This is a genomic window from Streptomyces cinnamoneus, assembly GCF_002939475.1.
GTDB lineage: Bacteria > Actinomycetota > Actinomycetes > Streptomycetales > Streptomycetaceae > Streptomyces > Streptomyces cinnamoneus_A.
Window position 1 is genome coordinate 6,080,082 of sequence record NZ_PKFQ01000001.1, and the last position, 26,105, is coordinate 6,106,186.

General features: G+C 73.9%; 21 protein-coding genes. 20 read left to right on the forward strand and 1 reads right to left on the reverse strand.

All coding sequences use genetic code 11. The annotated features are described in order from the left end of the window. Positions 1-519: 519 nt before the first annotated feature. The 13 genes from CYQ11_RS26695 (at position 520) to CYQ11_RS26755 (ending at position 16,435) form a co-directional block, all read left to right on the forward strand. On the forward strand, positions 520-1,839 hold the full coding sequence (locus CYQ11_RS26695; RefSeq protein ID WP_099198212.1) for an HTTM domain-containing protein: 1,320 nt from the start codon (positions 520-522) through the stop codon (positions 1,837-1,839). After that, positions 1,836-1,994 carry a thiazolylpeptide-type bacteriocin gene (locus CYQ11_RS26700; RefSeq protein WP_099198213.1) on the forward strand — a complete coding sequence of 53 codons (159 nt, stop codon included), beginning with the start codon at positions 1,836-1,838 and terminating at the stop codon, positions 1,992-1,994. Before CYQ11_RS26695 ends, CYQ11_RS26700 begins: the two co-directional genes overlap by 4 nt. Positions 1,995-2,037: 43 nt before the next feature. After that, complete coding sequence (locus tag CYQ11_RS26705) at positions 2,038-2,190, forward strand: thiazolylpeptide-type bacteriocin (RefSeq protein WP_240003239.1); 153 nt, start codon at positions 2,038-2,040, stop codon at positions 2,188-2,190. 147 nt (positions 2,191-2,337) lie between these two features. Further along, positions 2,338-3,411, forward strand: a complete 1,074-nt coding sequence (locus tag CYQ11_RS26710; protein ID WP_099198214.1) for a hypothetical protein — start codon at positions 2,338-2,340, stop codon at positions 3,409-3,411. A 57-nt stretch (positions 3,412-3,468) separates the two neighbouring features. Beyond that, complete coding sequence (locus CYQ11_RS26715) at positions 3,469-4,530, forward strand: LLM class flavin-dependent oxidoreductase (RefSeq protein WP_104651099.1); 1,062 nt, start codon at positions 3,469-3,471, stop codon at positions 4,528-4,530. Continuing rightward, the gene (locus tag CYQ11_RS26720) at positions 4,527-7,061 is read left to right on the forward strand and encodes a lantibiotic dehydratase family protein (protein ID WP_099198216.1); all 2,535 of its coding nucleotides are present in this window, start codon (positions 4,527-4,529) and stop codon (positions 7,059-7,061) included. The genes CYQ11_RS26715 and CYQ11_RS26720 overlap by 4 nt, the downstream gene beginning before the upstream one ends. After that, entirely contained in the window at positions 7,058-8,803 is a 1,746-nt protein-coding gene (locus tag CYQ11_RS26725) for a hypothetical protein (protein ID WP_099198217.1), read from the forward strand. The genes CYQ11_RS26720 and CYQ11_RS26725 overlap by 4 nt, the downstream gene beginning before the upstream one ends. Beyond that, complete coding sequence (locus CYQ11_RS26730; RefSeq protein WP_099198218.1) at positions 8,800-10,794, forward strand: TOMM precursor leader peptide-binding protein; 1,995 nt, start codon at positions 8,800-8,802, stop codon at positions 10,792-10,794. The genes CYQ11_RS26725 and CYQ11_RS26730 overlap by 4 nt, the downstream gene beginning before the upstream one ends. 49 nt (positions 10,795-10,843) lie before the next feature. After that, the gene (locus CYQ11_RS26735; RefSeq protein WP_099198219.1) at positions 10,844-12,367 is read left to right on the forward strand and encodes a nitroreductase family protein; all 1,524 of its coding nucleotides are present in this window, start codon (positions 10,844-10,846) and stop codon (positions 12,365-12,367) included. Beyond that, entirely contained in the window at positions 12,364-13,335 is a 972-nt protein-coding gene (locus CYQ11_RS26740) for a thiopeptide-type bacteriocin biosynthesis protein (RefSeq protein WP_146104747.1), read from the forward strand. The genes CYQ11_RS26735 and CYQ11_RS26740 overlap by 4 nt, the downstream gene beginning before the upstream one ends. Beyond that, on the forward strand, positions 13,328-14,191 hold the full coding sequence (locus tag CYQ11_RS26745; protein ID WP_099198221.1) for an ABC transporter ATP-binding protein: 864 nt from the start codon (positions 13,328-13,330) through the stop codon (positions 14,189-14,191). The genes CYQ11_RS26740 and CYQ11_RS26745 overlap by 8 nt, the downstream gene beginning before the upstream one ends. After that, positions 14,188-15,036 carry an ABC transporter permease gene (locus CYQ11_RS26750; RefSeq protein ID WP_099198222.1) on the forward strand — a complete coding sequence of 283 codons (849 nt, stop codon included), beginning with the start codon at positions 14,188-14,190 and terminating at the stop codon, positions 15,034-15,036. The genes CYQ11_RS26745 and CYQ11_RS26750 overlap by 4 nt, the downstream gene beginning before the upstream one ends. 7 nt (positions 15,037-15,043) lie before the next feature. Next, positions 15,044-16,435: a SagB family peptide dehydrogenase gene (locus CYQ11_RS26755; RefSeq protein ID WP_104651100.1), complete on the forward strand. Its 1,392-nt coding sequence runs from the start codon at positions 15,044-15,046 to the stop codon at positions 16,433-16,435. A 9-nt stretch (positions 16,436-16,444) separates the two neighbouring features. On the opposite strand, the gene CYQ11_RS26760 is transcribed toward CYQ11_RS26755, so the two are convergent. Further along, positions 16,445-17,626: a PucR family transcriptional regulator gene (locus CYQ11_RS26760; RefSeq protein WP_099198224.1), complete on the reverse strand. Its 1,182-nt coding sequence runs from the start codon at positions 17,624-17,626 to the stop codon at positions 16,445-16,447. A gap of 337 nt (positions 17,627-17,963) precedes the next feature. Between CYQ11_RS26760 and CYQ11_RS26765 the strand changes: the two genes are divergently transcribed. The 7 genes from CYQ11_RS26765 to panD all read left to right on the forward strand — a co-directional run bounded on the left by CYQ11_RS26765 (position 17,964) and on the right by panD (position 26,079). After that, on the forward strand, positions 17,964-19,118 hold the full coding sequence (locus CYQ11_RS26765) for a methyltransferase (RefSeq protein WP_099198225.1): 1,155 nt from the start codon (positions 17,964-17,966) through the stop codon (positions 19,116-19,118). Between the two features lie 238 nt (positions 19,119-19,356). Then, the gene (locus tag CYQ11_RS26770) at positions 19,357-20,532 is read left to right on the forward strand and encodes a L,D-transpeptidase family protein (RefSeq protein WP_099198226.1); all 1,176 of its coding nucleotides are present in this window, start codon (positions 19,357-19,359) and stop codon (positions 20,530-20,532) included. Positions 20,533-20,703: 171 nt separating this feature from the next. Then, positions 20,704-21,288 (forward strand): NADPH-dependent FMN reductase, encoded by a 585-nt coding sequence (locus tag CYQ11_RS26775; protein WP_099198227.1) that lies wholly within the window; start codon positions 20,704-20,706, stop codon positions 21,286-21,288. Positions 21,289-21,730: 442 nt separating this feature from the next. After that, positions 21,731-22,387 (forward strand): DUF4360 domain-containing protein, encoded by a 657-nt coding sequence (locus CYQ11_RS26780; RefSeq protein WP_099198228.1) that lies wholly within the window; start codon positions 21,731-21,733, stop codon positions 22,385-22,387. A 350-nt stretch (positions 22,388-22,737) separates the two neighbouring features. Further along, positions 22,738-23,301, forward strand: coding sequence for an ATP-binding protein (locus CYQ11_RS26785; RefSeq protein WP_146104748.1), 564 nt, complete (start codon positions 22,738-22,740; stop codon positions 23,299-23,301). Positions 23,302-23,497: 196 nt separating this feature from the next. Beyond that, entirely contained in the window at positions 23,498-25,558 is a 2,061-nt protein-coding gene (locus tag CYQ11_RS26790) for a SpoIIE family protein phosphatase (protein ID WP_099198230.1), read from the forward strand. 104 nt (positions 25,559-25,662) lie between these two features. Beyond that, positions 25,663-26,079, forward strand: coding sequence for an aspartate 1-decarboxylase (gene panD, locus CYQ11_RS26795; RefSeq protein ID WP_099198231.1), 417 nt, complete (start codon positions 25,663-25,665; stop codon positions 26,077-26,079). Positions 26,080-26,105: the final 26 nt, after the last annotated feature.

A 26,105-nucleotide genomic window follows, 5' to 3' on the forward strand; every position in this document is an offset into this window, starting at 1 on the left:
GCGCAACACCACGTGCCGTCGCCGTCGCCGTCGCCGTCGCCGTCGCCGTCGCCCTGGAGCCGCGCTACCCCCGCCTGAACGTGACACTCGCGCTGACCGTCGTGGACCCGGCCCCGCCGAGAAGCCGTGGTCAACCGGATGGCGGGCCTCCTGTCCGCGGCCACCGCACAGCGGCACACGTACGACCGCAGCCACTTCCTGCGGGCCGTCGGCGACCCGCCCGGCCCGCCCCCCCTCGACCACGCCCCCCGTCCGCACCCTCGGCGGCATCCCGGCCACCGGCTGACCCACACCGCCGAACGGTTCCCCCAAGTGCCTGGTGAAGGGTCACAAGGTTCTTTGTGTCCGGCCCCATGGCGGAAACTCTCCGCTCCCCGGCATGCTTCTCGACATCGCAGCCGCCACGGGGGAGGTGTAGTGGGCAGCAAGGGCATGACCGGTCAAGTGAAGGAGCGTCTCCTTCCTTTCCTGGAATTTCTTTCCGGGGGGACGGAGAAAGGGGACAGCGATGCCTCGGCATTGCGGCGCGTCGAATTCACCGCGGCTCTCGGACTGTGTCTGAGTTCCGCCGAATTCCTCTGTGACGCCGCACGGTCGCGCAGGGGCGCGCCGCACACCCTGCCGGCGAGCCGGACGGTCGGCCTGCTCGTGCACGGCTCCCGCCTCGCGGCGGCGGGCGCCCTCGCCTCCGGCCGGTGCCGGCCCGCCTCCGGCGCCGTGTGCAGCGGCTACCTGGCCGTCTCCGACGCCCTGCTGCAGCGGGCTCAGCCACACGGCCGGGACGGCGCCGACCAGTTGCAGATGCTGCTGATGACCGCGCTGACCCTGGCCCGGGCGGGGCGGGGCGACCCCGGGATCGACCGCTGGGTCCTGCGCTTCATCGCGGGGCAGTGCGCGCTGGCGTACGCCTCCGCGGGCGCGGCCAAGGCGGCGTCGGCGACCTGGCGCGAGGGGCGTGCGCTGCCCGGCGTGCTGCGCACGCGGTCCTTCGGGCACCGCGGCGCGCACCGGTGGGCCGTCCGCCATCCGCGGGCCACCACCTGGTTCGCCCGGGGCGTGATCGCTGCCGAACTCGCCTTCCCACTTGCCCTGGTGACGCCACGCCCGGTCACCCGGACGCTGCTGGCCACGGCGAAGGCCTTCCACCTCGGTACGGCGGCGGGCATGGGGCTGAACCGTTTCTCCCCGGCCTTCTTCGCCGCCCACCACGCCGTCCGCCGCTGTGCGCGGAACCGGGGGACGGGGGAGAAGGCCACGACGGCGGCGAGCCGCGGCACCACGGTCCTGCGGGCGATGACCGCGGCGGGGCTGACGGGCTGGCTCGCCCTGACGCTGGCGGCCCAGCACCCCCGCAGCCCGGGCACCTGGCAGCGCCGCCTGGACCGCTACCGCGTCCTCATCCCCGACTGGCGCTTCTACAGCCCCGAACCGACCGTCCACGACGTCCACCTGCTCTACCGCGACCGCCACGCCGACGGCACCGCCACGCCCTGGCGGCGGGGCACCCGCTACGCGTCGCGCCGGGCACGGCACGGGGTGTGGAACCCGGGGAACCGGCTGGCGAAGGCTCTCGCCGACCTCGCCGGCCGCCTGGGTGAACCGGATTCTGCGCGACTGCTCCTGGAATTCGTCGTCCACGGACTGCCGCACGCACCGGATTCCGTGCAGACGCAATTCATGGTCGTCACGACGGCCGGCTACGAGGAGACCGAGAAAATGGCGGTCCTCGGCGGGCTCGCCTGGCACGCGCTGCCGAACACGCGGCGGCCGGGCACCGAATACTCCGGCGGAATTCCCGCCGGTGACAAGGAAAAACCGCAGAACAAGGAGTTCTCATGAACAACGACATCCTGGAGATGGACGAGCTCGACTTCCAGCTGGAGGAGCTCTCGGTCCTGGACATCGCCGACGCGCGTGCCCTGCCCGAGCTCGGCGCCTCCAACGGCAGCATCGGCTGCTCCTCCTCGACCTGCTCCTCCACCTGCTGCTGCTGAACCCCAGCAGCCGCCGCACCGACCAACGAGACGGGAGATCATCGTGAACAACGAGATCCTTGAGATGGACGAGCTGGTCTTCCAGCTCGAGGAGCTGTCCGTGCTGGACGTGTCCGACGCGGTCGCCCTGCCGGAGATGGGCGCCTCCTCGGGCTGGGGCTGCTCCTCCTCCACCTGCTCCTCCTGCTGCTGCTGACCCGTTCAGCGACGCCTTGAGGCTCAGGCCGCTGACGGCCGAGCCCCGGACTCGTCAATCCGGAACCGGGCCGAAGACCGGCCCCAGACCCGGCCCCTTGACTCAAGGATCTGGTTCCTTGGGCCAAGGGCCCACCAGAAAGACCCCATGGAGCAGCACGAACGCCTCGGCGAGGCGCAGAAGATCCGCCTCTACCTCCACACCACCCGGCAGCGCGCGTTCATCCGGGAACGCCTCCACCCGCTCCTCGCGGACTTCTCCCGGCAGCATCTCCTCCCGGTGCGCCTCATGCGCCGGGGATGGCTCCACGGCCCGCACGTCGAGCTGGTGGTCCGCCCCCACGGGGGCAGGACCTGCGACGTCGCGGAACTTGCCCCGCGCCTGGCCGGCGCCGTCCACGGCATCACCCCCGAGCCGGTGGACGAGGACGCCTACCTGCGCAGGGCCGGGCAACTCGGCCGGATGGAGAACGTCCCCGGCCCCTACCTGCCGGTCCACGCGCACGGCACCGTCGACGTGCCCGCGATGGGGGACGACGACCGCTGGCCCCGCCCCCTGGGGGACGTGCGCGACGCCGTCCTGACGGCCCTCACCGACGCGGCGTGCGCCGAGACCGAGCCGGACGCCGCGCGACGCAGGACCCGGCTCGCCGCCGTCATGGCGGCGCTCGCGGCGAGCAGCCCCGTGGGCCTCGGCCTCGGCGCCATGTCCTACCGCTCGCACTCCGAGGCGTTCTTCGCGCTCAGCCCGCACACCGACGTGCGCGCCGCCTTCACCCGGCGCTTCGAGCAGGAGGGGGACGCCTTCCGCGAGGTCGTGCGCCGCCAGCTGAGCTCCGGCACGCCCACGGACCTCCGCCCCTGGACGAGCGCCTTCACCTACGGCTGGGGCGCCCTCGACGCCCTCGGCTCCGCCGGCGTGCTGACCGCCGAGACCGTCGCCGCCATCAGCGCCGACCAGGCGGGCCGGGCGACGGCCCGCCCGAAGACGCACTTCCACCGCACCTTCGACGACCTCGGCCTCCTCGACCGGCCCGCGCACTGGTTCCTCGCCTACCGCTGCCTGCTCAACTTCCTCTACACCGCGCTGCCGTTGCTGGACGTCACCCCCGTCGAGCGCTACTACCTCTGCTTCGCCCTCAGCGAGGCCCTCGACCAGGAGACCGGCTCCACCTGGGAGCAGCGCCTGGACGACGTCCGCGACGAACTCACCGGCGGCTGAACCCGCGACGGCCCATCGAACTCGTCACTCTTCCTTCGTATTCCTGGTAGGAAACCCATGCAATTCGGCATATCCCTGCTCCCGGACGTCGAGCCCGAGACGCGCTCACCCGTCGACTACTACCGGGACGTGCTGGCGATGTCCCGGCTGGCCGAGGAACTCGGCTACAGCCACGTCAAGATGACCGAGCACTACCTGATGGGCTACGGCGGCTACTGCCCAAGCCCGCTGAACTTCCTGTCCGCGGTGGCCGCCCAGACCAGCCGCATCAGGCTGTTCACCGGCTGCATCCTGCCGGTCTTCCACCACCCCGTGAAGCTCGCCTCCTACACGGCCATGGTCGACGCCATCAGCGACGGCCGCCTCGACGTGGGCTTCGCCCGCGCCTACCTGCCGTACGAGTTCGAGACGTTCGGCGTCCCGATGGACACCAACCGGGAACGGTTCGAGTCCACCATCGAGACGGTGATCAAGCTCTGGACCGAGGAGAACGTCTCCGCCGAGACGCCGTTCTTCTCCTTCCGCGACGCCACCACCCTGCCGCGCCCCACCCAGGCCCCGCACCCGCCGGTCTACCTGTCGGCCGTACGGACCCCCGAGAGCTTCACCCGCATCGGCGAGCTCGGGCACGGCCTGATGATCACGCCCAGCGGCATCGAGCTGAACGCCGAGCAGGTCCACCGCTACCGCGAGGCGTTCAACGCCCACCACGGCGACTCCGGCAAGAAGCCCACCGTCGTGGCCAGCCTGCCCCTCTACGTGGCCGAGACCGACGCCGAGGCCGCCCGGATCGCCGACCCGTACCTGCGCGAATACCTGCGGGTGTGGATCAAGTCCACCGACTCGTGGGACAACGCCACGTCCAAGGACTACCCCTCCTACACCGGGCTGAGCCGCTACCTGCGCACGCTCACCCCCCGGGACATGCGCGTCTCGGGCAGCGCCTTCGTCGGCTCACCCGAGCGCGTCGCCGAGCGCGTGCGCGGCTACGTGGAGGCCCTCCAGGGCATCGACGTGATCCTGTGGCAGGTCGACTTCGGCGGCATGCCGTACGAGGTGGCCGCCCCCAGCATGGAACTTTTCGCCAAGGAGGTCATGCCGAAGGTGGTCGACCTGTGACCGGTAACCCGAAGGACGTCCGGACCCCCGCCACCGGCGTGGCCGACGTCGTGCAACTGCGCCTGAACCCCCTGTCCGGCCGGCGGCTGTCCGTACCCGCCATGCGGGCCCGGCTCGACGAACTGATCACCACCTGGCAGGCCCGCGAAGCACTCGCCCAGCCCGCCTGCGACGCCCTCTACGAGCTGGTGGCCGCCGCCGAGGGCAAGGAGCGCGGCAGACTGCTCGCGCTCAAGCGCGCGGTGTTCAACGGCAAGGACCCCCGCCCCGCCGACCTGCTGGAGCCGCTGCCCGAGGAGGTCACACGCTGGGCCGGGGCGCAGCGCGCCCACCGGGCCGCCGCCGACGCGGTCGAAGCCCTGTCCGGGCGGACGGCCGAGGAGGAGCGCACGATCCTGCTGGAGACGCTGCGGGACGACGACTTCCGGGCCTCGCTGGCCCTCGTCGCCCCCGGCGTGTACTCCGCCGTCCAGCGCTACCTCGCCGGCGACGGCCTCGAACAGCGCGACCGCAAATCCGAGCGCGGCATCTTCCAGTACCTCTCGCGGGCCATGCTGCGCACCAGCCCGCTCTCCCGGTTCACCGCCACCGGCCTGTTCGCCTGGGGCGAGGACGGGCTGCCCATGGACGGCGCCGACGAGGGCGCGCGCCGGGGCGACTCCCGCGTCTCCGTCGACCGCGCCCTGTTCTCCTACGTCTGCGGCGGCCTGGTCGAGCCGGCCGAAGCCGGCACGCTCGTCAAGCGGCACCCGACCGTGGTGGCCGAGAACAACCGGCTCGTCTACTCCCGTCCGGAGGGCGACAAGGTCCGGATGCTCTCCACACCGCTCACCCGGCCGCTGCACGCCCTGCTGAGCCTGACGCTCACCGGGGCGCGCGAGGCGACGGAACTGGGCGCCGAGATCGCCGCCAGGCTGGGCGTCCCCGAGGACAAGGGCATGGCGGTCGTGCGCGGCGCGCTGCGCGTCGGCATCCTCATCCCGCTGCCTCCCGTGGACGACCAGGCCGTCGACATCGTCGCCGAGGCCACCGAGGTCCTGGGGGACCGCCACCCGCGGGCGGCGGCCGAGTTCGCCGCCCTCGACCGGGCCCTGAAGACCGTCGCCACCGGCTCCGTGGACGACCGCGTCGCCGCACTGGAGGACGTCCAGTCGGTGGAGAGCCGCCTCATCCAGCTGTCCGGCCGGCCGGCCCGGCTCCAGGTACACGAGGACCTGGCGCTGCTGCCGGGCCGCGTGGACGCCTCCCGGCACCGCAAGGCCCTCGGCGACCTGGCCGCCATGCTCGAGCTGCGCTCCGTCTTCGACCGCCAGCACGACGTCCGCGCCATGCTCGTCGCCTGCGCCGTCGACCTGCTCGGCAGCGGGTTCGACGTGCGGCTGGTGGACGTCGCCGAGGACCTCGTGACGATGTTCTACCGCCGGGAGAACGCGCTCGACGACAGCACCCTGGCCGACCTCGGCCCGGCCGACGGCTCCCTGGCGGCCCTGTACAAGGTGCGCGAGGACGTGCTGACCGAGCTGGTCAAGGACGTCTGCCGGCACACGGGCGCCGAGGAGACGAACCTCGACCCCGCCCGCTTCGCCGGCCTGTCCGCGCAGCTCCCCGAGCGTTTCCGCCGCATCCCCTCCGCCTACGGCGTGCTGGTGCAGCCCGCCGGCGACCGGCTCGTGGTCAACGACATCTACCCCGGCCACGGCATGACGTACACCCGCTTCCTGGCCCAGGACCAGGCGGACGGCGGGCGGGCCACCGCCTCGCTGCGCGACCGGCTGACCGGCCTGTACGGCCCGGCCGTGCGCGAGGACCACGGGCTGCACGACGCGAACATCAACCATCACGTCCGCGTCCTCGACGAGACCGTCACCCCCCAGCAGTGGGCCGGCATCCGGCTCGTGCACGACCCGGAGGCCGACGAGCTGTTCCTGGCCGACGCTGGCGGACAGCGCGTGGTGATCGTGCCCCTCGGCATGAAATGGCCCGAACTGCTGCCGGAACCGCTGCGGATCGCCAGCTGGCTGTTCGACACCGGCCGTCTGGTCACCGACGTCGTCCACCTCGCCCACCAGCGCACCGGCCTCGGCCTGTCCACCACCGCCTACCCCAGGGTCACCTTCGGGGACGTCGTCATGCACCGCCGCCGCTGGTACTACGGCACCGACCTCCCGCTCGCCGGGGAGTCGCGCGCCGAACACCTGGTGCGGCTCACCGAGTGGCGGGCCCGGCACGGCGTCCCCGAGCAGGTGATGGCGAAGACCCCGGCCACCGACACCGACCTGAGCGACCTCGACGAGCGCGCGGGCCAGATCTCCTACATGCGCAAGCGGCTCCAGGACAAGCCGCAGTACCTGGACCTGGCGAGCCTGACCGCCGCGCGCGTCATGCCCCGCCTCCTGGAGCGCCGCAACGAGACCTACTTCGAGGAGGCGCTGCCCGCGGTCCGCGACGGCCGCAACGCCTTCGAGTGGGTCGTGGAATTCGACCGCGCGCCCTTCGGGACGTTCTCCGCGGACAGGAAGGACCGTCCGTGACCCAGACCGTCAAGATGCGGCCCGGCGCGCACTACGCCGGGGTGGCGGAGGGCGTCTACTTCCGCACCGCCCGCGGCACGTTCGTCCTGCGCGGCCCCTCCGGCCTGCTGCCGCTCGTCGACCGCTGCGTGCCCCTGCTGGAGGACGGCACCACCGAAGCGGCCCTGACCGACGCGATCGGCGGGCCCCGCGCCCACGGCGTCGTCAAGGCCCTGCTCTCCGCGCTCTCCGCCAAGGGCATGCTGCTGGACCTGGCCGCCGCCGGCGGCCCGCCCCCGGCGCAGCCCGAGCGCGCCCGCTTCGGCGACGTGCTCGCCCACCTGGAGACCCACGGCGACGCCCCCTTCGCCGGCTTCCGCCGGCTGCGCGCCACCCACGCCGACGTCGTGGGCCCCCTCGACGCGGCCTGCTCCCTCGCCGACGGCCTGGCCGACATCGGCGTCGGCCGGATCACCGTGCACGGCCACGACGCCGCCGACTGGCCCGGCAGGACCTCGGACGAGCACACCGCCGTGGCCTTCGCCGACGGCCCCGCAGCCGACGACATCCCCGCGGACCACCGGGTCCTCGTCGCCGTCGTCGAGGACCCGGGCACCGAACCCCCCGGCCGGCTCCGCGACGCGCTGCTCGCCGGCCACGGCGCCGTCGCCGTGCTGCTCACCGACGACATGGCCCTGGTCTCCCCGTACCTGACCCGCCCCGAGGACCTCACCACCCTGTGGGCCGCCTGGACGCGGGCCCGGGCCTGGTTCACGGCCGAGGGCCCGACGCCGGCCCGCCGGCCGCTCAGCGCCGTGATCGCCGGCTCGCTGGCGAGCCACCACCTGATGGACGCCGTCGGCGTCGGCCGCACGGATCGGCCCGAGGCCGCGGTCGTCACCGGAGCCCAGCTGACCGTGGAACGCGTCGCCCTGCCCGGCCCGGCCGGCGCCGGCACCGAGCCGGCGGCCGCCCCACCCGAGGACGAGCCGGCCGACGCCGTCGCCGCCCTGGTGTCCGCGGCCGTCCTCGGGGAACGCTGGAGCGGGCTGTTCTCCTGGGAGATCGTCGACGCGCTGCCGCAGCTCCCGGTGGCCAACACCCCCGTGCGCGGCCGGGTTCCGGGCCTGCCCGCCACCCTCGTCGGCTTCGGCCCCGACCAGGCCCACGCCGGAGTGCAGGCCATGCTCGACGCGCTGCGCCTGACCCTGCCCCCGACGCCGGACGCCCCCGGCGACGCGGTGGCCGCCGCCGGCGTCGACCCCCTGCGCCGCACCGTCGACGGCGCCCTGCGCCTGCTGTCCCTGCGGCCGCCGGCCGAGGGCGAGGAACAGCCGATCGGCTGGGACGACGTCACCGACCTCCAGGCCCGCAGGCTCTGGCGGGCCCTGCGCGACTACGAGGACGTCGACTTCACCGCCACCGTGCGCACCTGGGACGCACTCGGCTGGTGCGCCGTGCGCCTCACCGGCACGACCACCGGCGAGACCCTCGCCTGGCAGTGGGGCGACACCCCGGGCGACGCGCTGCACATGGCGCTCGCCCAGGCCCTCTCCCGCCGGCAGAGCGCCACCGTCCTGGGCACCACCGGCGAGGTGACGTGCGCGGGCACGGTCGTCTGCGCCTACCTGCCCACGCGCCTGCTGCGCGCGCTGGCGGAGCGGCTGCACGCCCTCCCCGGCACCCTCCGTACGAGCGAACGCCCGGCGGACCCGGTCCTGGGCCGGCTCCCCCTGCACAGCGGCTGGATGTGGTGGTCATGACCCTCACCGACCCGGGCCCGGCCACCGCCGCCCCGACGGCACCCGGCGCCCTCCTCGCGCCCGGCGTCCCGGCCGACTGGCCCTGGCCCCCCGCGTGCGGTGACGAACTCGTCACCGTGGCGGGCGCGTTCGACGAGGAGTGGGAGACCGCGGCCCACTGCCGCGCGGTCGCCGAGGGACGCCCCTGGCTGAGCGTGCGGATCACGGCCGCCGAGATCCTCGTCGGCCCGCTGTGGACCCCCACAGCAGCCGTCGGCTGCTCCGGCTGCGCCGAGACGCGTGCCCTCGCCGCCGTCTCCGACCCGCTGTTCTTCGTGACGGACCGCACGCTGCGCACACCGGCCTCGGCCCGCGGCGGCAACGGCGCCCCACCGCTGCTGCGCACGCTCCTGGCCGCCTACGGCGAACTGCTGCGCACCGAACCGCTCGCCCCCGGCGAACTGCTCGCCCTCTCCACCGACCGGGGCGTCCGCCGCCACCGCGTCCACCGCAGCATCGACTGCACCGTCTGCGGCGACCCCGCCCCCACCCCGCAGGACGCCGAGACGCTGCCACCCGTACCGCCCGAGCCCGTCGCCCTGTGCTCGCGGCCCTCCTCGGCGGCCGTCCCCACCCGCGGGGACGACGGCCCCGACCTGCGGCGCGAAGCCATGCGGGAGAACCTCGTGGACCACCGGTTCGGCCCCGTGACCCAGATGTTCCGCGACGACAACGCCCCGTTCGCCATGACCGGCGCCGTCCTCGGCGGCGCCCGCTTCCCCGGCTTCGGGCGCGGCTGCTCCTTCGACGCCACCGAGCCCGTGGCCGTCCTCGAGGCGTACGAGCGCTTCGGCGGCTACCCCCACCAGGCGTCCCTCGTGCGCGGCCGGAGCCACCGGGAGCTGGGCGACCTCGCCCTGGACCCGGACCGGCTGGGGCGTTACACCGAACGCCAGCTCGCCTCGCCGATCAGCCGGGTCCTGGCCCGCACCGCCGACACCCCCATGGACTGGGCCTGGGGCCACCGCCTCGCCGGCGGCGAGCCCCTCCTCGTGCCGGCCGACGTCGCCTTCTACCAGTACGGCTACCCGGAGCCGGGCGGCCGGCCGGACATGGCCTTCCAGCGCGCCCGCCGCCCCGACTCGGGCGGCCGCGCCTCGACGCGTGCCAACTACTTCCTGGAGTCCTCCAGCGGCTGCGCCCTCGGCGGCAGCCGGGAGGAGGCCGCGCTGCACTCCCTGTTCGAACTGGCCGAGCGCGACGCCATCCTGATGGCCTGGCACGCCCAGCAGCCCCTGGCCCACCTCGACCACGCCGAGGTCCGGGCCGACCCCGAGGCCCGGCACCTCATGGACCTCATCGAGGCCGCCGACTACGACATCCACCTGCTGGTCACCACCTCCGACCTGGCCCTGCCCTCGGTCTGGGCGCTGGCCGTGCACCGGCGGCGCGCCCTGCCCGCCAGCTTCACGGCCGCCGGAGCCGGACCCGACCCCATGACGGCCGTCCGCGCCGGGCTCTGGGAGATCAGCCAGCTCGTGGGCCACGGCCTCAACTGGGACCCCGACGACGTGGCGCCCATGCTGGACGACCCGTGGAAGGTGGACATGCTGGTGGACCACCACCGGCTGTACGGCTTCCCGGAGACGCTGCCGCGCGTCGAGAAGGTGCTCGGCGGCCCCCGGCTCACCCTGGCCGAGGCGTTCCCGGGGTGGCCCGGCGTCTTCGCCGAGGCCGCGGCCGGCGACGTGCGCGGCGCGCTGGAGTTCATGGCAGGCCACTTCGCGGCCGCCGGGCTCGACGAGATCGTCATCGTCGACCAGACCACCCGCGAACACGCCGACCTGGGGCTCGCCTCGGTCAAGGCCGTGGTCCCCGGCATCGTCGCGATGTCCTTCGGCCACGCCCAGCAGCGCCTGGCGGGCCTGCCCCGCTTCGCGACGAGGACGGCCGGCGCCGGTGTGCCCTGCGACGAGGAACTCCTGCCCCTCGACCCGCACCCCTTCCCCTGACGCCGCCCGGACCGACGGCCCAAGACCCTTCAGCAGCCAGGAGAACGACATGACCGGCACCCGGGAAGCGGCGGGCACCGAAGCGGCGGAGCGCTTCGCCTTCCTGCAGGGACTGGGCAAGGAGCTGTACGCGCCCCCGGTGGCCGTCCGGCCCACCGACCACAGCACGAGCCTGCTGCCCCCCGCGCACGCACGGGGCGCGAGGGGCGTGGCCCTGCCGCTGGGCACCCGGCACCTGCTGTCGGGCGTGCCCTTCGGCGAGGCGGCCGGCGACCGGGCGCCGGAGCCGGCCGCGGCCCGGCTGGGCCACGCCCTGCTGGCCGCGTTCGGCGTGATGCGCCGCGAGCCGCACAACATCTACAACGACCACCGGGCCGTCCCCTCGGTGCGCAGCAAGTTCCCGGTGCACGCCTTCGTCGAGCAACGGCCGGGCGGCGCCTGGTACCTGGACCCCTACCGGCACGCCCTGGTGCGGCTGGACGGGCCCGCCGGGCAGGAGCCGGCGGGGGAGGGCGACGGTGCCGCCGGCGCGGGGCGCACGCGGATCGTGCTGGCCGGGCGGGTCACCGACTTCCCCCTGCCGTACCAGCGCCTGCGCAGCGCGCTGGTGCTGCTGGAGACGGGCATCAACCTGCGCATGACGATGCTCGCCGCCGAACTGCTCGGCCTCGGCCCCGTGCTGGCGGAGGCGGGCACGGCCGCCGGGCGGACGGCTCGCCGGCTGGGACTGGACCCGGCGGACGGCTGGTGCCCGCCGCTCTTGATCGAGCTGGACGCGGGCCCCGTCGCCCTGTCCGACACGGCGCTGCCGCCCGCTCCCTCGCTGCCGCCGCCCTCCCCCGCGCCGGTGGACCCCGCGGCGGGGGAGGTGGCCGGCTCCTTCCTGCCGCTGAGCGGCTGGGACGCCCCCGCGGGGCACGGCGGACGGCCGTCGCTGCCGCACGGCCCGGTGCGGCCCGGGGCCTCCTGGGCGGAGGTCCTCTCCGCCCGCAACTCCGGTCGTGCGGCCGCCGGCGCGGACGGCTTCTCCGGCCGGCGGCTGGAGCGGCCGCGGGCCGTGCTCGACGACCACCTTGGCTGGGCCGCCGTGCCGCCCCCGCCGCCCCTGCCCCCGGCCCTGGCCGGCCACATCCGGCTGTCGCTGTGCGCGCAGGACGTGACGGGCGTCGAGGACGGCCTGTACCGGGTGACGTCCGACGGCCTGGAGCACGTCCGCGACGACGGGACGCTGATGGCGAGGATCTCGGCGCAGTTCGGCTACCCCCGCTCCGAGACGATGGACTCGGGCGTCGTCGAGGCCACCCTGGTGTGGGTCTTCCACACCGACACCGGCCGGCTGCTGTCCGAACTCGGCCCCCAGGCCTGGGCGCTGGCGCAGCTGTGGTGCGGCTGGGTCACCCAGGGCCTGTGCCTGGCCTCCGCCTCGCACGGCATGTACGCGCGCCCGGCACGCTCCTACGACGAGGTCACTTTGCAGACGGTCCTCGACCTGCCCGCCTGCGAGGTGCCGTTGCTGATGGTGGTCTGCGGCACCGCCCGCTACCGGGAACCCGCGCTGGGACTGTGGACATGACGACGACGGCACCTGACGCGCGCACCGAGGCGGCCGGCGACCGGTGGACCGCCTGGCACCTGCATCTGGCCACCCACCGCCCCGAGCACCACGACCGGCTGATCCACGAGGTGGTCGCCCCGGTGGTGGCGGACGGCGGACACCAGTGGTTCCACATCCGCTACTGGAACCGCGGCCCCCATGTGCGGCTGCGCGTCGCGGACCTGGGGCCCGGGGAGGCCGACGCGCTGGAGCGGGACCTGGGCCGGCGACTGGCCGCGTTCCTGCCCGGCTGCCCGCGCGAGGTGGACGCCGCCGCGTACGCCGAGAGCAGCCGCCATGCCGCGGCCTTCGACCGCACCGACACCGCGAGCCCCGGCGCGTTCCGCGAACCGGGGGTCCACCGGGACCGGTACGTGCCCGAGACCGTCCGCTACGGCGGCGCGGCGCTGCTCCCGCTGTCCCACGAACTCTTCCACCGGGCCAGCCGGGTGGCGCTCGCCGCGTGGCCCCCGCCTGCGGGCGGGGGATCCCGGCTGACGACCGGGCTCCAGGCGATGACCGCGGGGCTGGCCGCCCTGGGCGGGCCCGAAGCGGTCTCGCGCTACCTCGACCGGTCCCTCGTGATGATGACGGAACTCCACCGGGCCTCCCCGGTCCCGGTCGACCGCCTCGTCGCCGCGGCCGAACGGCAGGCCGCCGCTCCGGCGGCCGCAGGCATCGCCCGGGCGCTCGCCGCCGGCCGGTACGCGCAGGTGTGGGAGCCGTGGGCGGGGCGGCTGGGCGAGGCGCTGGCGGTCTGGCGCGCGCACGGCGGGGGCGTCGTGCCGCCCGAGGCGATCCTCGCCTCGCACCTGCACATGATGGCCAACCGCCTCGGGGTGACGCCCCATCAGGAACTGCAACTCGTGGCGCTCCTGCGGAGCGTACTGACACGCCGTCAGGACGCCGCGGTCCGGCACAGCACGAAGGGACAAGACGATGAGTGACGGGTCGGCCGTCCGGGTCCGGGACCTGCGCAAGGCCTACGGGCACAGAACCGTCCTGGACGGCGTCGACCTGGACGTCGGCCGGGGAGAGGTGGTCGCGGTCCTCGGGCCGAACGGCGCGGGCAAGACCACCCTGACCGAGATCCTCGAGGGCTACCGCGGCAGGGACGGCGGGGAGGTCACGGTCCTCGGCGAGGACCCGGGCACCGCCGGCCCCGACTGGCGGGACCGCATCGGCATCGTCCTCCAGGGCAACGGCGACCTGGCGCACCTGACGCCGCGCGAGGCGTTCCGCCACTTCGCCGGCTACTACAGCACCCCGCGCGACCCCGACGAACTGCTGGCGGTCGTCGGCCTCGTGGAACAGGCCGGCAAACGCATCGGCAAGCTCTCCGGCGGACAGCGGCGCCGGGTGGACGTCGGCCTGAGCATGCTCGGCGACCCCGAGCTCATCTTCCTCGACGAGCCCACCACCGGCTTCGACCCCGAGGCGCGGCGCCGTTTCTGGGACACCGTCCGCTCCCTGCGCGCCAGCGGTACGAGCGTCCTGCTGACGACGCACTACCTCGACGAGGCCGAGGCCCTGGCGGACCAGGTCGCCGTCCTCGCGCACGGGCGCGTCGTCGCGGCGGCCCCGCCCGCCGAGCTGGGCGGCGCCGGCCGCAGGCGCCCGGTGGTGCACTGGCGTGAGAACGGCACGCCCCGGCAGGAGACGACGGACGACCCCTCGGCCGTCGTGCAGCGGCTCACCCGCGAACTGGGCGGCTCGGTACCGGACCTGCGGGTGGAGAGTCCCTCCTTGGAAGACGTCTACCTCGACATGATCAGCGACGACCGATCGGAGCCCTCGGCATGACAGCCTCCGCTTCCGCCAGCGTCTCCCCGCCACGCTCCCGGGGCCGCCGCCCCGGCGCCCTGCGGATCGGTCTGGCCCGGGGCCGGGTGGAGCTGCTCGGCATCGTCCGGGAGCCCATGGCCCTGTTCTTCACGCTGTGTTTCCCGCTGTTCATGATGCTGATGATGGGCAACGTCTTCCAGGGCGACGTCGCGGACACGGGCGTGCCCGCCCGCCAGCCCCTGGTCGCCGGAATGATCGGCATGGGCGTGATGAGCTCCTCGTTCCTCAGCCTCGCGATCGGCATGGCCCAGGACCAGAGCGAGGGCACCCTCAAGCGCCTGTGGGGCACCCCCGCCCCGTACGCCTCCTACTTCATCGGCAAGATCGTCCAGGTGCTCGTCGCCGTGGTGCTCCAGACCACCGTGCTGCTGACCGTCGGTGTGGCCGCCTTCGACGTCCGGCCGCCGGACACGGCGGGCAAGTGGGCCACACTGGCCTGGGTCGTCCTGCTCGGCACCGTCGCCTGCTCGATGCTGGGGCTGCTGGTCGGGTCCCTGGTGCGTTCGGGCCGCGCGGCGCCGACCGTCGCCACGGCACCCTTCATCGTCCTGCAGTTCATCTCCGGCGTGTACTTCACCCTGACGTCCATGCCCGCCTGGATCCAGACGGCCGGCGCGCTCTTCCCCCTCAAGTGGGTGTGCCAGGGCATCCGGTCCGCGCTGCTGCCGGACGCGTTCCTGGCCGCCGAGCCGGCCGGCTCGTGGGAACACGCCCACACCGCCATGGTCCTGGGCGCCTGGACGCTGGCCGGGTTCGCCGCCGCGGTCGTCGCCGTCCGCTGGCAGCGCCGCCGGGACGCGTGAGCGCGTCATGAGGCGACAGGCCCCGGAGGCCGGCATGCGGGTCCGGCAGCGCGCCGGGACGCGCGCACACCTGGAGGACGACGAGCTGGTCTGGGCCCACCCCTGGGGCGCTCTCCGCGTCCGGCGGCCGCCCCGCCCCCTGCGGACGGCCACCGGACTGATCACCCGGGCCGGTGCCGCCGGCCTCGAACACGCCCGGCTCGCGGGGGAGATCGGCGAGCCGGCCGCCGCAGCGGTCCTGCGGGCGCTCGCGTGCTGCCTCACCGTGTCGCTGTGCGACGCGGAGGGCCGTCCCGTCATCGACGCCGAGCCGCTGCACCCCGGCGCCCGGTGGGCCGAGCCGGTGCGCGCGGACCGTACGGCGCGCTGGTCGCGCTACGCGTCGGTACGTGCGGAGGGCGGCGAGGTCGTCGCCGAGTCCCCGCTCGGCGGGCACCGGATCACCGTCCACGACGGCCGGTTGCTCGCGGCCCTGCCCGCCGCCGCGGCCGCCGGACCGGTGTCCGCGCTGTCCTGGCCCCCGGCGGTGACCGCCTGGCTCGCGGCGTCGGGCCTGCTCGCCGTGGCGGACGACGACGGCTCGTTCCCCGAGGACGCGCGCGAAACCGCCGCCTGGAGCCCCCAGGACCTCGCGTCCTGGTGGTGCTCCCGGCCGGGCCTGCACGACCGGCCGGTCGGCGCCACGCCGGCGTCGGCCGCGGCCGACGCCGAAGGCGGTCCGACGCCCGTGGAGTCCGGCTCCGTCGGCGTGCTGCCGCTGCCGAGGGCCGACATCACCCGGCTCCGCGACGAGGACCGCACCCTCACCGCCGTCCTGGAGGACCGCCGGTCCGTGCGCGAACACGGCGGGGAACCGCTGACGGCCGCGGCGGTCGGCGAGTTCCTCGACCGCTGTTTCGGCCTGCGGCAGGCGCCGGACCGGGCCGGCCGGCGCGCCTTCCCCTCGGCCGGCGCCATCGAGGACCTGACCGTCTACCTGGTGGTGGGCCGGTGCACGGGCGTGCCGCCCGGGGTCCACCGCTACGACCCCGGCCGGCACGCCCTCGTGGCCGTGCCGCCCGGCCCGCCGGGCCGGGACGGCGGGGCGCTGCTGCGGGGCGCCGCCCGGACCGCCGGCGTGGCGGCGGCTCCCGACCTGCTGGTCGTCCTCACGTCCCGCGTGTCCCGGCTGGCGGCCAAGTACGCGGGACTGGCGTACTCGCTGACCCTGCGCAACGCCGGCGTCCTCTACCAGAGCATGTACCTGGTGGGCGCCTCGATGGGTCTCGCGACGTGCGCGCTCGGCTTCACCGACAGCCGTCTGACGGCCGGGGCGCTCGGCCTGGAGCTGCCCGGGGAGGTGCCCGTGGGCGAGTTCATGATCGGGTCACCGGGCACCGGGGGCGCCCCGGCCCGTTGAGCCGGCCGGTCAGGACAGGACGGCGACCGCCAGCGCGGCGCTCAGCAACTGGGCGCCGTGCGGCGTGGTGGGTGACACCGTTGTCAGCTCGTGGATGCGGCGCAGGCGGTAGTCCACCGTGTTCGGGTGGACGTGCAGGGAGCCCGCGGTGCGCCGGCGGTCCATCCCGCAGGAGAGGAAGCTGCGCAGGGTGTGCAGCAGGTCCGGGCTGTGGGCGGACAGCGGCTCCAGGAGCTTGCCGACGGCCCGGGTGGCGTCCGGGGTGTGCAGGACCGAGTACTCCATCGCCACGTCGATCAGGCGGTAGCTGCCGGGGTCCCGGCCGATCACCTCGGCGATGCGCAGCACCTCGCGCGCGACACCGACGGCTTCGTGGACCTTCTCCTGCGGGACGCAGTCCACGACCCCGCTGAAGGGCTCGGACCCGGCCGGCCACGCGGCCCGGTGGATGCGCGCGACGGCCGCGTCGTGGTGGCCCTCCGCGCACTCCTCCTCGCAGGGCAGGAGCAGGACGAGCGCGCCGTTCACGGTCAGCCGCAGGGCACAGGGCAGCAGTTCCCCGACGCGCCGCCCGGTGGCGGCGCCCACGCCCTCGGCGCTCCCGACGACCACGACGGTGAAGGCGTGCGCCCGCCCGGCCGCCGCCCGGGCCTCGGGGGGCACGGGCCGGCCGTGGACCAGGGCGTACGCGAGAGCCTGGCGGGGGTCCCCCGCAGGCCGGGCACCCTGCGAGACCGCGAAGTGGATCTTGTGGACCGCGACCAGGAACCGGCTCGACAGCGTGGCCAGCTGCCCGGGATCGGCGTGCCGGGCCACCCGCGCCCAGACGGCCTGCGAGGTCAGCCGCAGCCCCACGAGCACGGCCCGCATCGACAGCCCGCTCTTCATCCAGGCGGACGCCCGCTCGCTCAGGAAGGCGAGGTCGCAGGGGCGCAGCGGCGCGCCCGCGAGGGCCTTGAGGCACAGGGCGGTCCCGTGCCGGACGACCCGGGCGATGTCGTCCCACAGCAGCTGTGCCGTGGGATCGGCGCCCGCTTCGCTGATGCGGCCGGCGGCCAGCAGACCGGCCGCGGTGATGTCGTCGAGAGGGAGGCGGAGCGCCCGGGCCCCCGGTGCCGGGGAGAGCTCCTCTCCGGGTGCCGTCTCCTGTTGGGACGTGAGGTCGTCGGTGACAGCCTGACATCGAGCCATGTGAAATGTTCCCCCGAGAAGCAGTCAATTCAGACGCGCGGTGAGCGGGTGGACATGCCGAGCCGGCGCTTGGTCCCCGCCACGCCGGTATGGATGCACCCCCGTGCGCGATTCCCCCGTGACAGGCCCGATGGGCCCAAGACCGACTATTTCTGGTCAAGTTCACGCTGAAAGTGATCGTAATCTGGCCGAGACTGATCTTCCACCAAGTCGACGTAAACAGTTCCGTCCGCCCCGGAGCCGGCCGGCGGGACGCGGAGCACAACCGCCGGTCACGGCCCCGCGGGCCGCGGCGCCGGGGCCTTGCCGGCCCCGCCTCGGATAGCCTGAGGGGACGATGAACCGCTTCACGACGCCCCGGGGCGACCTCGAACTCGCCCGTTTCCCCGAAGACCCCCGCGACCCCCTGCGTGCCTGGGACAGCGCCGACGAATACCTGCTGCGGCACCTCGCGGGGACCGACGGCGGTGAACCGGTGGACCTGTCGGGCAGCGTGGTCGTGCTGGGCGACCGGTGGGGAGCGCTGACCACGGCGCTCGCCGGCGACAGGCCCGTGCAGATCACCGACTCCTTCCTCGGCCAGGAGGCCACCCGGGCCAACCTCGCGCGGAACGGCGTCGACGCGGGCGCGGTGCGGCTGCTCTCGACCAGGGACACCCCGCCGGACCGCGTCGACGTGCTGCTCGTCCGCGTGCCCAAGAGCCTCGCGCTCCTGGAGGACCAGCTGCACCGCCTCGCGCCGGGCGTGCACGAGGGCACCGTCGTCATCGGCACCGGCCGCGTGACCGAGATCCACACCTCCACGCTGCAGCTCTTCGAGCGGATCCTCGGGCCTACCCGGACCTCGCTGGCCGTGAAGAAGTCGCGGCTCATCTTCTGTACCCCGGACCCGGGGATCGCCCGGCGGCCCAGCCCCTGGCCGCGCAGCTACGAGCTGGGCGCCGACGCCGGCGCGGCCGCGGGGATGACCGTCACCAACCACGCGGGCATCTTCTGCGCCGAGCGCCTCGACATCGGCACCCGCTTCTTCCTGGGCCACCTGCCGCGGAGCGGGGGCGGGCGCGTCGTCGACCTCGGCTGTGGCAACGGCGTGGTCGGTACGGCCGCGGCGCTGGCCGACCCCGGCGCGGAGCTGGTGTTCGTCGACGAGTCCTTCCAGGCGGTCGCCTCGGCGGAGGCCACCTTCCGGGCCAACGCCGGCGCGGACGCGAAGGTCGAGTTCCTCGTGGGCGACGGCCTGGCGGCCGTACCGGCGGGATCGGTGGACCTCGTCCTGAACAACCCCCCGTTCCACTCCCACCAGGCCACCACCGACACGACGGCCTGGCGCATGTTCACCGGCTCGCGCCGGGCGCTCGCACCCGGCGGCGAGCTGTGGGTGGTCGGCAACCGGCACCTGGGCTACCACGTCAAGCTGCGGCGGCTGTTCGGCAACTGCGAGGTCGTCGCCTCCGACCCGAAGTTCGTCGTCCTGCGGTCCGTCCGAACCTGACGGACGCCCCGTCAGGCCGCCGCGGCGCCCCACCGTCCGCGTTGCGACGGACGTCCGCGCGGCCCCGGATGTCCGGGGCGCGTATTTCGCTGCGTAAATATTGCTTTCTCCAGGAACCGTAGAAGCGCGCAGATCATCTTTAACGGACGGCGGGGGGATTTTTCGACCGTCCGTTCCGGTGGCAGAGCGTGAGCCGGGCGGCCCGCCGTGGACTGCGTTGCTGCTATGGAGGACTCACGTGCACGTCGGACCGGGCCGTCGCCCCGCCCTGCTCATATCCGCCCTCTTGGGCTCGCTGGCCCTGACCGCGTGCGGCGGCTCCGGCGGCGGGTCCGACGCCGGACCGGAGGCCAAGGTCGCCGTGACCCCCGCCGGCGGTGGCGAGGCCAAGCTCGGTTCCCCCATATCCGTCAAGGCCAGCGACGGGCGGCTGACCGCCGTCGAGGTCAAGGACGACAAGGGCCAGAAGATCGAGGGGCGGCTGGCCGAGGACGGCTCCTCGTGGACGTCGAACGGCAAGGTCAAGCCCAAGACGACGTACACCGTGCACACCACCGCCAAGGGCGGCGACAAGGGCAAGGGCAAGGAGTCCTCCTCCACCGCGACCTTCACCACGCAGCAGGCCGAGAAGGTCAACAAGCTCACCAACACCCCCGCCAACGGCGACACGGTCGGCACCGGCATGCCGGTCTCGATCCTCTTCGACCACGCCGTCGCGAAGGACAAGCGCGCCGAGGTCGAGAAGGCGATGCAGGTCACCTCGGAGCCCAAGGTGGAGGGCGCCTGGGGCTGGGTGACCGACTACTCGGGCCAGGACCGGCTCGACTGGCGGCCCAAGACCTTCTGGCCCGCCGGCACCAAGGTCTCCGTCAAGGGCGCGCTGGGGGGCCTCGAATCGGGTGAGGGCCGCTGGTTCTCGCGCGACTACGACTTCGGCTTCACCGTCGGCGCCGACCGCAAGGCGGTCATCGACGTGCCGGGCCACACCCTGACGATGTACGAGAACGGCAAGCCCGTCGGCGACATCAAGGGCTCCGCCGGCTCGCCGCAGGACCCCACCCGCGGCGGCATCCACACCGTGCGCGGGAAGAACGCGGCCGAGACGATGGACTCCGCGACCATCGGCCACGGCAACGAATGGATGCTGGACTCGAAGTGGGTGACCTACCTGACCGCTTCGGGCACCTTCCTGCACTCCGCCCCCTGGAACAAGTCCATCGGCGTGGAGAACAACAGCCACGGCTGCTTCGGCATGACCACCGCCGACGCCAAGCGGGCCTACGACTTCCTGCCCATCGGCGCCACCGTCGAGGTCAAGGGCACCTCCAGCACCAAGAAGACCGACGTCGGCAACGGTCTGGAGGTCTGGCAGGAGACCTGGGAGCAGTGGCAGAAGCGCACCGCGCTGAAGTGATCCTCCCGGTGGTGGTCCGACGACCTTGACCGGAAGCGGACTTGACGATTCCTTCGCCGTATTTGCATGCGGAAGACGAGGTGCGGGATTCCGGGCCTTACGATGCGGTGCGGAGACCAAGCGATCTTCATCCGGTCTCCGTTCACCGACTGCACAGGAGAGTTCCTTCCGATGACCACTGCCACCCCGTCCACGGACACCGGCGTCGTGCGCGTCCTCGCGATATCCGGCAGCGTGCGCGCCGGTTCCGTCAACTCCGCGATCCTGCGGGCCGGCGCCGCGCTGGCCGGCGCCGAGGTGAAGCTGGAGCTGTGGGACGGCCTCAAGGCCGTCGAGCCCTTCAGCGAGGACGACGAGGCCGCGCCGGGCGCCGGCGTGAAGGCGCTGCTCGCGGCGATCGCCGAGGCGGACGCCCTGCTGATCGCCACCCCGGAGTACAACGGCTCCGTCCCGGGCCAGCTCAAGAACGCCCTCGACTGGGCGTCGCGGCCGTACGGCCGATCGGTTCTGGTCGGCAAGACGGCCTCCGTCATCGGTGCCAGCCCGAGCGGTTTCGGCGCCAAGTGGGCGCAGGCCGACCTGCGCAAGATACTGGGTGCGTGCGGCGCGGAGGTCGTGGGCGAGGAACTGTGCGTCGCCCAGGCCCACACCGTGCTCGGCGAGGACGGCCTGCCCACCGACGAGGAGCTGCGCACCGCGCTGACCACGCTGGTCGCCACCCTGGTGGAGGCCGCGCGCGCCGCCAAGGCCGCCTGACTCCACGCCGTGTCACCGCCACCGGCGTCAGACGCGGCGGCGGGTGCGGCGGCGTGAGGCCGTCCCGGCCCCCGGGCGTCCCGGCGCGCCGTCGCCCGTACGACCCGGAACCTCCCGCCAACCCTTGTGGGTTGGCGGGATTCTTTCGTTCCCGCCCCCCTCGGCTCCGCTGGCCAGCGTGTTCGTGACCGAGGGGCCGTTCCCGGCCACCGGCGGCCCCCGTGCGGCCCCGCACGTCCCGCCCGAGGAGTCTGGCCAACGCCTGTCCGGGCCCCTACCATGCGAACGCTCCCAGTCCCCGGGGCGCAGGAGAACCCATGAATTGGCATGCGCATGACCGAATAGCGGGCTCGGCGCCCGTGCCCTCCGCTCGGGCAACGGGGACTCCCACGTCTTCCCCTCGGGCCCACGCGGCCCGAAGACAACCGATTGGAGCACCACCATGCCCACCGGTCTCCTCACAGCGGGCGCGATCGCCGCGTTACTCGCGACGCCGCTGTCGACCCACGGCCCCTCGTCCGTCATCAGCAACCCGCCGCCCGACAAGATCGTGATCGAGGTCGCCACCGTCAACGGCTCGGGTTGCCCGGCCGGGACCGCCGCCGTCGCGGTCTCGCCCGACAACACCGCCTTCACCGTCACCTACAGCGAGTACCTCGCCCAGGTGGGCGTCGGTTCCAAGCCCACCGACTTCCGTAAGAACTGCCAGCTCAGCCTGAACGTCCACGTGCCGCAGGGCTTCACCTACGCGATCGCCGCCGCCGACTACCGCGGCTACGCGAAGCTCGAGCCCGGCGCGTCGGGCACCGAGAAGGCGTCCTACTACTTCCAGGGCTCGCCCGTGACCACCCCGAGCAGCCACACCTTCCGGGGCTCCTACGCCGACAACTGGCAGGCCACCGACTCCGTCCCCATCGCCGCGCTGGTCTGGGCGCCCTGTGGCGAACTGCGGAACTTCAACATCAACACCGAACTCCGCGTCAACGCCGGCTCGTCCGACCCGAGCAAGACCACCAGCTTCATGACGATGGACTCCACGGACGGCAGCATCAACACCGTCTACCACCTCGCGTGGAAGGAATGCCCCAAGAAGGACTGACCGCCCCGGCCGCCCGGCACCGGGCGGACGGCGGGCCCGCCGGAGACGGCGGGCCCTGCCGGCGGGACGGGACCGGAGCGGGCCGCCGGCCGGAGCCCGGCCCCGCCACCGGGACTTTGCACCCGACATCGCCCGGGTCACCTGCGGACATCGCGCTCCGCAGGTGAATCGTGACCCATTGGGTATAGACCTCTGGCGGAAACCGAGCGAATGTTGAGGAATCCATCGCGAAGACGAGCGGCCCCCACCGCGCTCGCTAGGACCGGGCGGCGCCGGAAACGAGTCGTCCAGGGCCCTTCGCGCTACCTCGATCGCACCAGAGCCCGATGCCTGCATTCAGACGCGACACCTTGAGTCCAACGCATACGGCCGACGCCATCACCAGCGCCCCCGAGCCCCTTGCCGACTGGACGCCCCGCTCCCAGCAGCTCCTCGGCCCGTGGGGCCGGACGATCCCCTCCTGTGTCCACAGCCCGCCCGCGGCCTGGGCCGCCCGCTGGCTGCCCCCCGGCCCGCCGGCCTCCCGGGCCCTCGCGCTGCCCGCGGTGCCCCCCTCCGTGGCCGCCGCCCGCAAATTCTCCAGGGAACTGCTCGCCGAGTGGGGACTGCACGAGCTGACCGCCGACGCCGTCCTGCTGCTCTCGGAGCTGGTCACCAACGCGATCGTGCACGTCCCCGAGGGCTCCGGAGAGGTGCAGCTCGTCCTCAGCCGCACCCCCGAGCACCTGGTCGCCCAGGTCACCGACGCCGGCGGCTGCCTGCCGCTGTGCGGCGAGGCCGGCCCCGACAGCGAGGGCGGGCGCGGCATGTGGCTCGTCGAGGAGATCGCCGCCCAGTGGGGCCACCACGCCAGTGGCACCGGCAAGACCGTCTGGTTCACCCTGCCCCTGCCTGCCGCCGCGCCCGGAGAGTGACCCGCCCCCGGGGGGCGCGCACCGGAACCGGACACGCCACCGATGCGGCCACGTGGCGGCCGCGGGCTGCACACCGGACCGGTTCGGAGGGAACATGGAAGGCGCTGCGGCGCTGAGGACGAGGAAGGGACCGAGGGACCGGACCGGCGGACACCGGCACGAGGCCGCCGCACCACCCTGAGCGGGAGGACCTCGAATGGGCACCAGCGACGCTTTCCGGCCGGACCCGGCCCGCGCCGGTGTGCCCGTCTACGAGCCGGGCGGCCTGCTCGACGTGCTCAACGTGGCCGCGGCCGTGCTCGACCAGGACGGCCGGATCGTGCTGTGGAGCCCGCAGGCCGAGGAGCTGTTCGGCTGGACCGCGGCCGAGGCGCTGGGAGAGTACGCCGCCCGCCTGCTGGTCGCCGAGGAGAACCACGACGAGGTCCTGCGGCTCTTCGCCAAGGTGATGGGCGACGCCGGGACGTGGGCGGGCTCTTTCCCCGCCCTGCACAAGGACGGCACCACCCGCCTGCTGGAGTTCCGCAACATGCGCCTGGAGGACCGGAGCGGCGGCGTCTACGCCCTCGGCATGGCCACCGACCAGCAGGTCCTGCGCGGCCTGGAGAGGGACCTCGCCCTCTCCCTGCGCCTGGTGGCCCAGTCCCCGATCGGCCTGGCCGTGCTGGACACCGGGTTGCGGTACGTCATGGTCAACCCGGCCCTGGAGCGCATCCACGGGCTGCCCGCCCGCTCGCACATCGGCCGGCACGTCCGCGAGGCCATCCCGTTCACCGACGTGGAGGTGGTGGAGTCGGCCATGCGCCAGGTGCTCGCGACCGGAACCCCCCTGGTCGACCAGTTCATCGTGGGTCCGACGGCCGACCCGGAAGCCGGCGAGCGGGCGCGCCTGGTCTCGTACTACCGGCTGGAGGACCCCGCCGGCCGTGCACTGGGCGTGGCCACCTCGGTCGTGGACGTCACCGACCGGCACCGGTCCACCACCGAGGCCCGCCGCCGGCTCGCCCTGATCGCCGACGCCTCCGTCCTCATCGGCACCACGCTCGACCTCGACCAGACCGCCCGCGAGCTGGCCGATGTCGTGGTGCCGGGCCTGGCCGACGTGGCCGCCGTCGACGTCCTGGACACCGCCCTGCGGCCGTCCTCCGCCCCCTCGGAGGGACAGGCCGTCTTCCGCGCCCTGGCCGTGGCCGCCTCCGACGCCACCGAGGCGGTGCGGGCCGCCGACCCGCCCGGCGAGATCGCCAAGTACGACGCCGACCGGCTGGTGTCCCAGTGCGTGCGGACCGGCCGCCCCGTCCGGCTGGCCCACGTCACGCCCGGGGACCTGCCGCGCATCGCGCGCGACGAGGCCGCCGCCGCGATGCTGGGCCGCGCCGGCCTCCACTCGTACATGGCCGTCCCCCTGATCGCCCGGGGCGAGGTGCTCGGCGCCCTCGACCTCAAACGCACCCGCAACCGCGAGCCCTTCGGTGAGGACGACCTCGTCCTCGCCGGGGAACTGGCCGCCCGCGCCGCCGTCTGCATCGACAACGCCCGCTGGTACCAGCGCGAGCGCGCCACCGCCGTCACCCTCCAGCGCGACCTGCTGCCCCAGCGGCCCCAGAACCTGGTGGGCCTGGAGGTGGCCTACCGCTACCAGCCTGCCGGAAGCGCGAGCCAGGTCGGCGGCGACTGGTTCGACGTCATCCCCCAGGACGGCACCCAGAGCGCCCTGGTCGTCGGGGACGTCATGGGCAGCGGCATCAACGCCGCCGCCGCGATGGGCCAGCTGCGCACCGCGGCCCGCACCCTGTCCGGTCTCGGCCTGGACCCCGCCCGGGTGCTGCACCATCTCGACCGCACCGCCAGTGGTCTGGACCAGACGATCGCCACCTGCCTCTACGCCGTCTACGACCCCGACAGCGAGCGGTGCTGCCTCGCCAACGCCGGCCACCTGCCGCCCGTCCTGGTCCGGCCGGGGAAGCGCCCGACGCTGCTCGACCTGCCCACCGGCGCCCCGCTCGGCGTCGGCGGCGTGCCCTTCGAGAGCGTGAGCGTGGTCCTCGCCCCCGGCGATCAACTGGTGCTCTACACCGACGGCCTGGTGGAGACCCGCGACGAGGCGATCGACGCCCGCCTGGAGGTCCTCATCGACCTGCTCGACGGGCCGCGGGGCGACCTGGAGGCCACCTGCGACCTGCTGCTGGGGGAGCTGCGCGAGGACAACGACCAGGACGACGTCGCCCTGCTCATCGCCCGTGTCCGCTCCGGGTGAGGGGGCGGGGGACGCCGCCCGGGCGGGCGACCCGTTGGTAGGCTGCGGAGACAGCCCTTGACCCGTGGAAGCGGGCAGGGAGCCGGCAAACCAGGAGTTTCTCCGTGTTTCGTACCATGATGAAGTCCAAGATCCATCGGGCCACCGTGACGCAGGCCGACCTGCACTACGTCGGCTCGCTCACCATCGACGGCGACCTGATGGACGCCGCCGACCTGCTGCCGGGCGAGAAGGTCGACATCGTCGACATCGACAACGGCGCCCGGCTGTCGACCTACGTCATCGAGGGCCCGCGCGGCTCCGGCGTGATCGGCATCAACGGCGCAGCCGCCCGTCTGATCAGCCCCGGCGACCTGGTCATCATCATCGCCTACGGCACCATGGACGACGCCGAGGCCCGCGCCTTCGAGCCCCGCGTCGTCTTCGTCGACGAGCACAACGCCGTGGCCGACCTCGGCAGCGACCCCGCGGCCGTTCCCGAGGGCTCCGGCCTCTCGCGCGGCGACCTCGTCGCGGGCTGACACCCGCCGGGCCCGTGGCGCCGCCG

Coding starts and splice junctions, on each gene's coding strand:
- CYQ11_RS26700 (WP_099198213.1), top strand. CDS start 1,836: ATGAACAACGACATCCTGGAGATGGACGAGCTCGACTTCCAGCTGGAG.
- CYQ11_RS26710 (WP_099198214.1), top strand. CDS start 2,338: ATGGAGCAGCACGAACGCCTCGGCGAGGCGCAGAAGATCCGCCTCTAC.
- CYQ11_RS26715 (WP_104651099.1), top strand. CDS start 3,469: ATGCAATTCGGCATATCCCTGCTCCCGGACGTCGAGCCCGAGACGCGC.
- CYQ11_RS26730 (WP_099198218.1), top strand. CDS start 8,800: ATGACCCTCACCGACCCGGGCCCGGCCACCGCCGCCCCGACGGCACCC.
- CYQ11_RS26735 (WP_099198219.1), top strand. CDS start 10,844: ATGACCGGCACCCGGGAAGCGGCGGGCACCGAAGCGGCGGAGCGCTTC.
- CYQ11_RS26740 (WP_146104747.1), top strand. CDS start 12,364: ATGACGACGACGGCACCTGACGCGCGCACCGAGGCGGCCGGCGACCGG.
- CYQ11_RS26745 (WP_099198221.1), top strand. CDS start 13,328: ATGAGTGACGGGTCGGCCGTCCGGGTCCGGGACCTGCGCAAGGCCTAC.
- CYQ11_RS26750 (WP_099198222.1), top strand. CDS start 14,188: ATGACAGCCTCCGCTTCCGCCAGCGTCTCCCCGCCACGCTCCCGGGGC.
- CYQ11_RS26755 (WP_104651100.1), top strand. CDS start 15,044: ATGAGGCGACAGGCCCCGGAGGCCGGCATGCGGGTCCGGCAGCGCGCC.
- CYQ11_RS26760 (WP_099198224.1), bottom strand. CDS start 17,626: ATGGCTCGATGTCAGGCTGTCACCGACGACCTCACGTCCCAACAGGAG.
- CYQ11_RS26765 (WP_099198225.1), top strand. CDS start 17,964: ATGAACCGCTTCACGACGCCCCGGGGCGACCTCGAACTCGCCCGTTTC.
- CYQ11_RS26775 (WP_099198227.1), top strand. CDS start 20,704: ATGACCACTGCCACCCCGTCCACGGACACCGGCGTCGTGCGCGTCCTC.
- CYQ11_RS26780 (WP_099198228.1), top strand. CDS start 21,731: ATGCCCACCGGTCTCCTCACAGCGGGCGCGATCGCCGCGTTACTCGCG.
- CYQ11_RS26790 (WP_099198230.1), top strand. CDS start 23,498: ATGGGCACCAGCGACGCTTTCCGGCCGGACCCGGCCCGCGCCGGTGTG.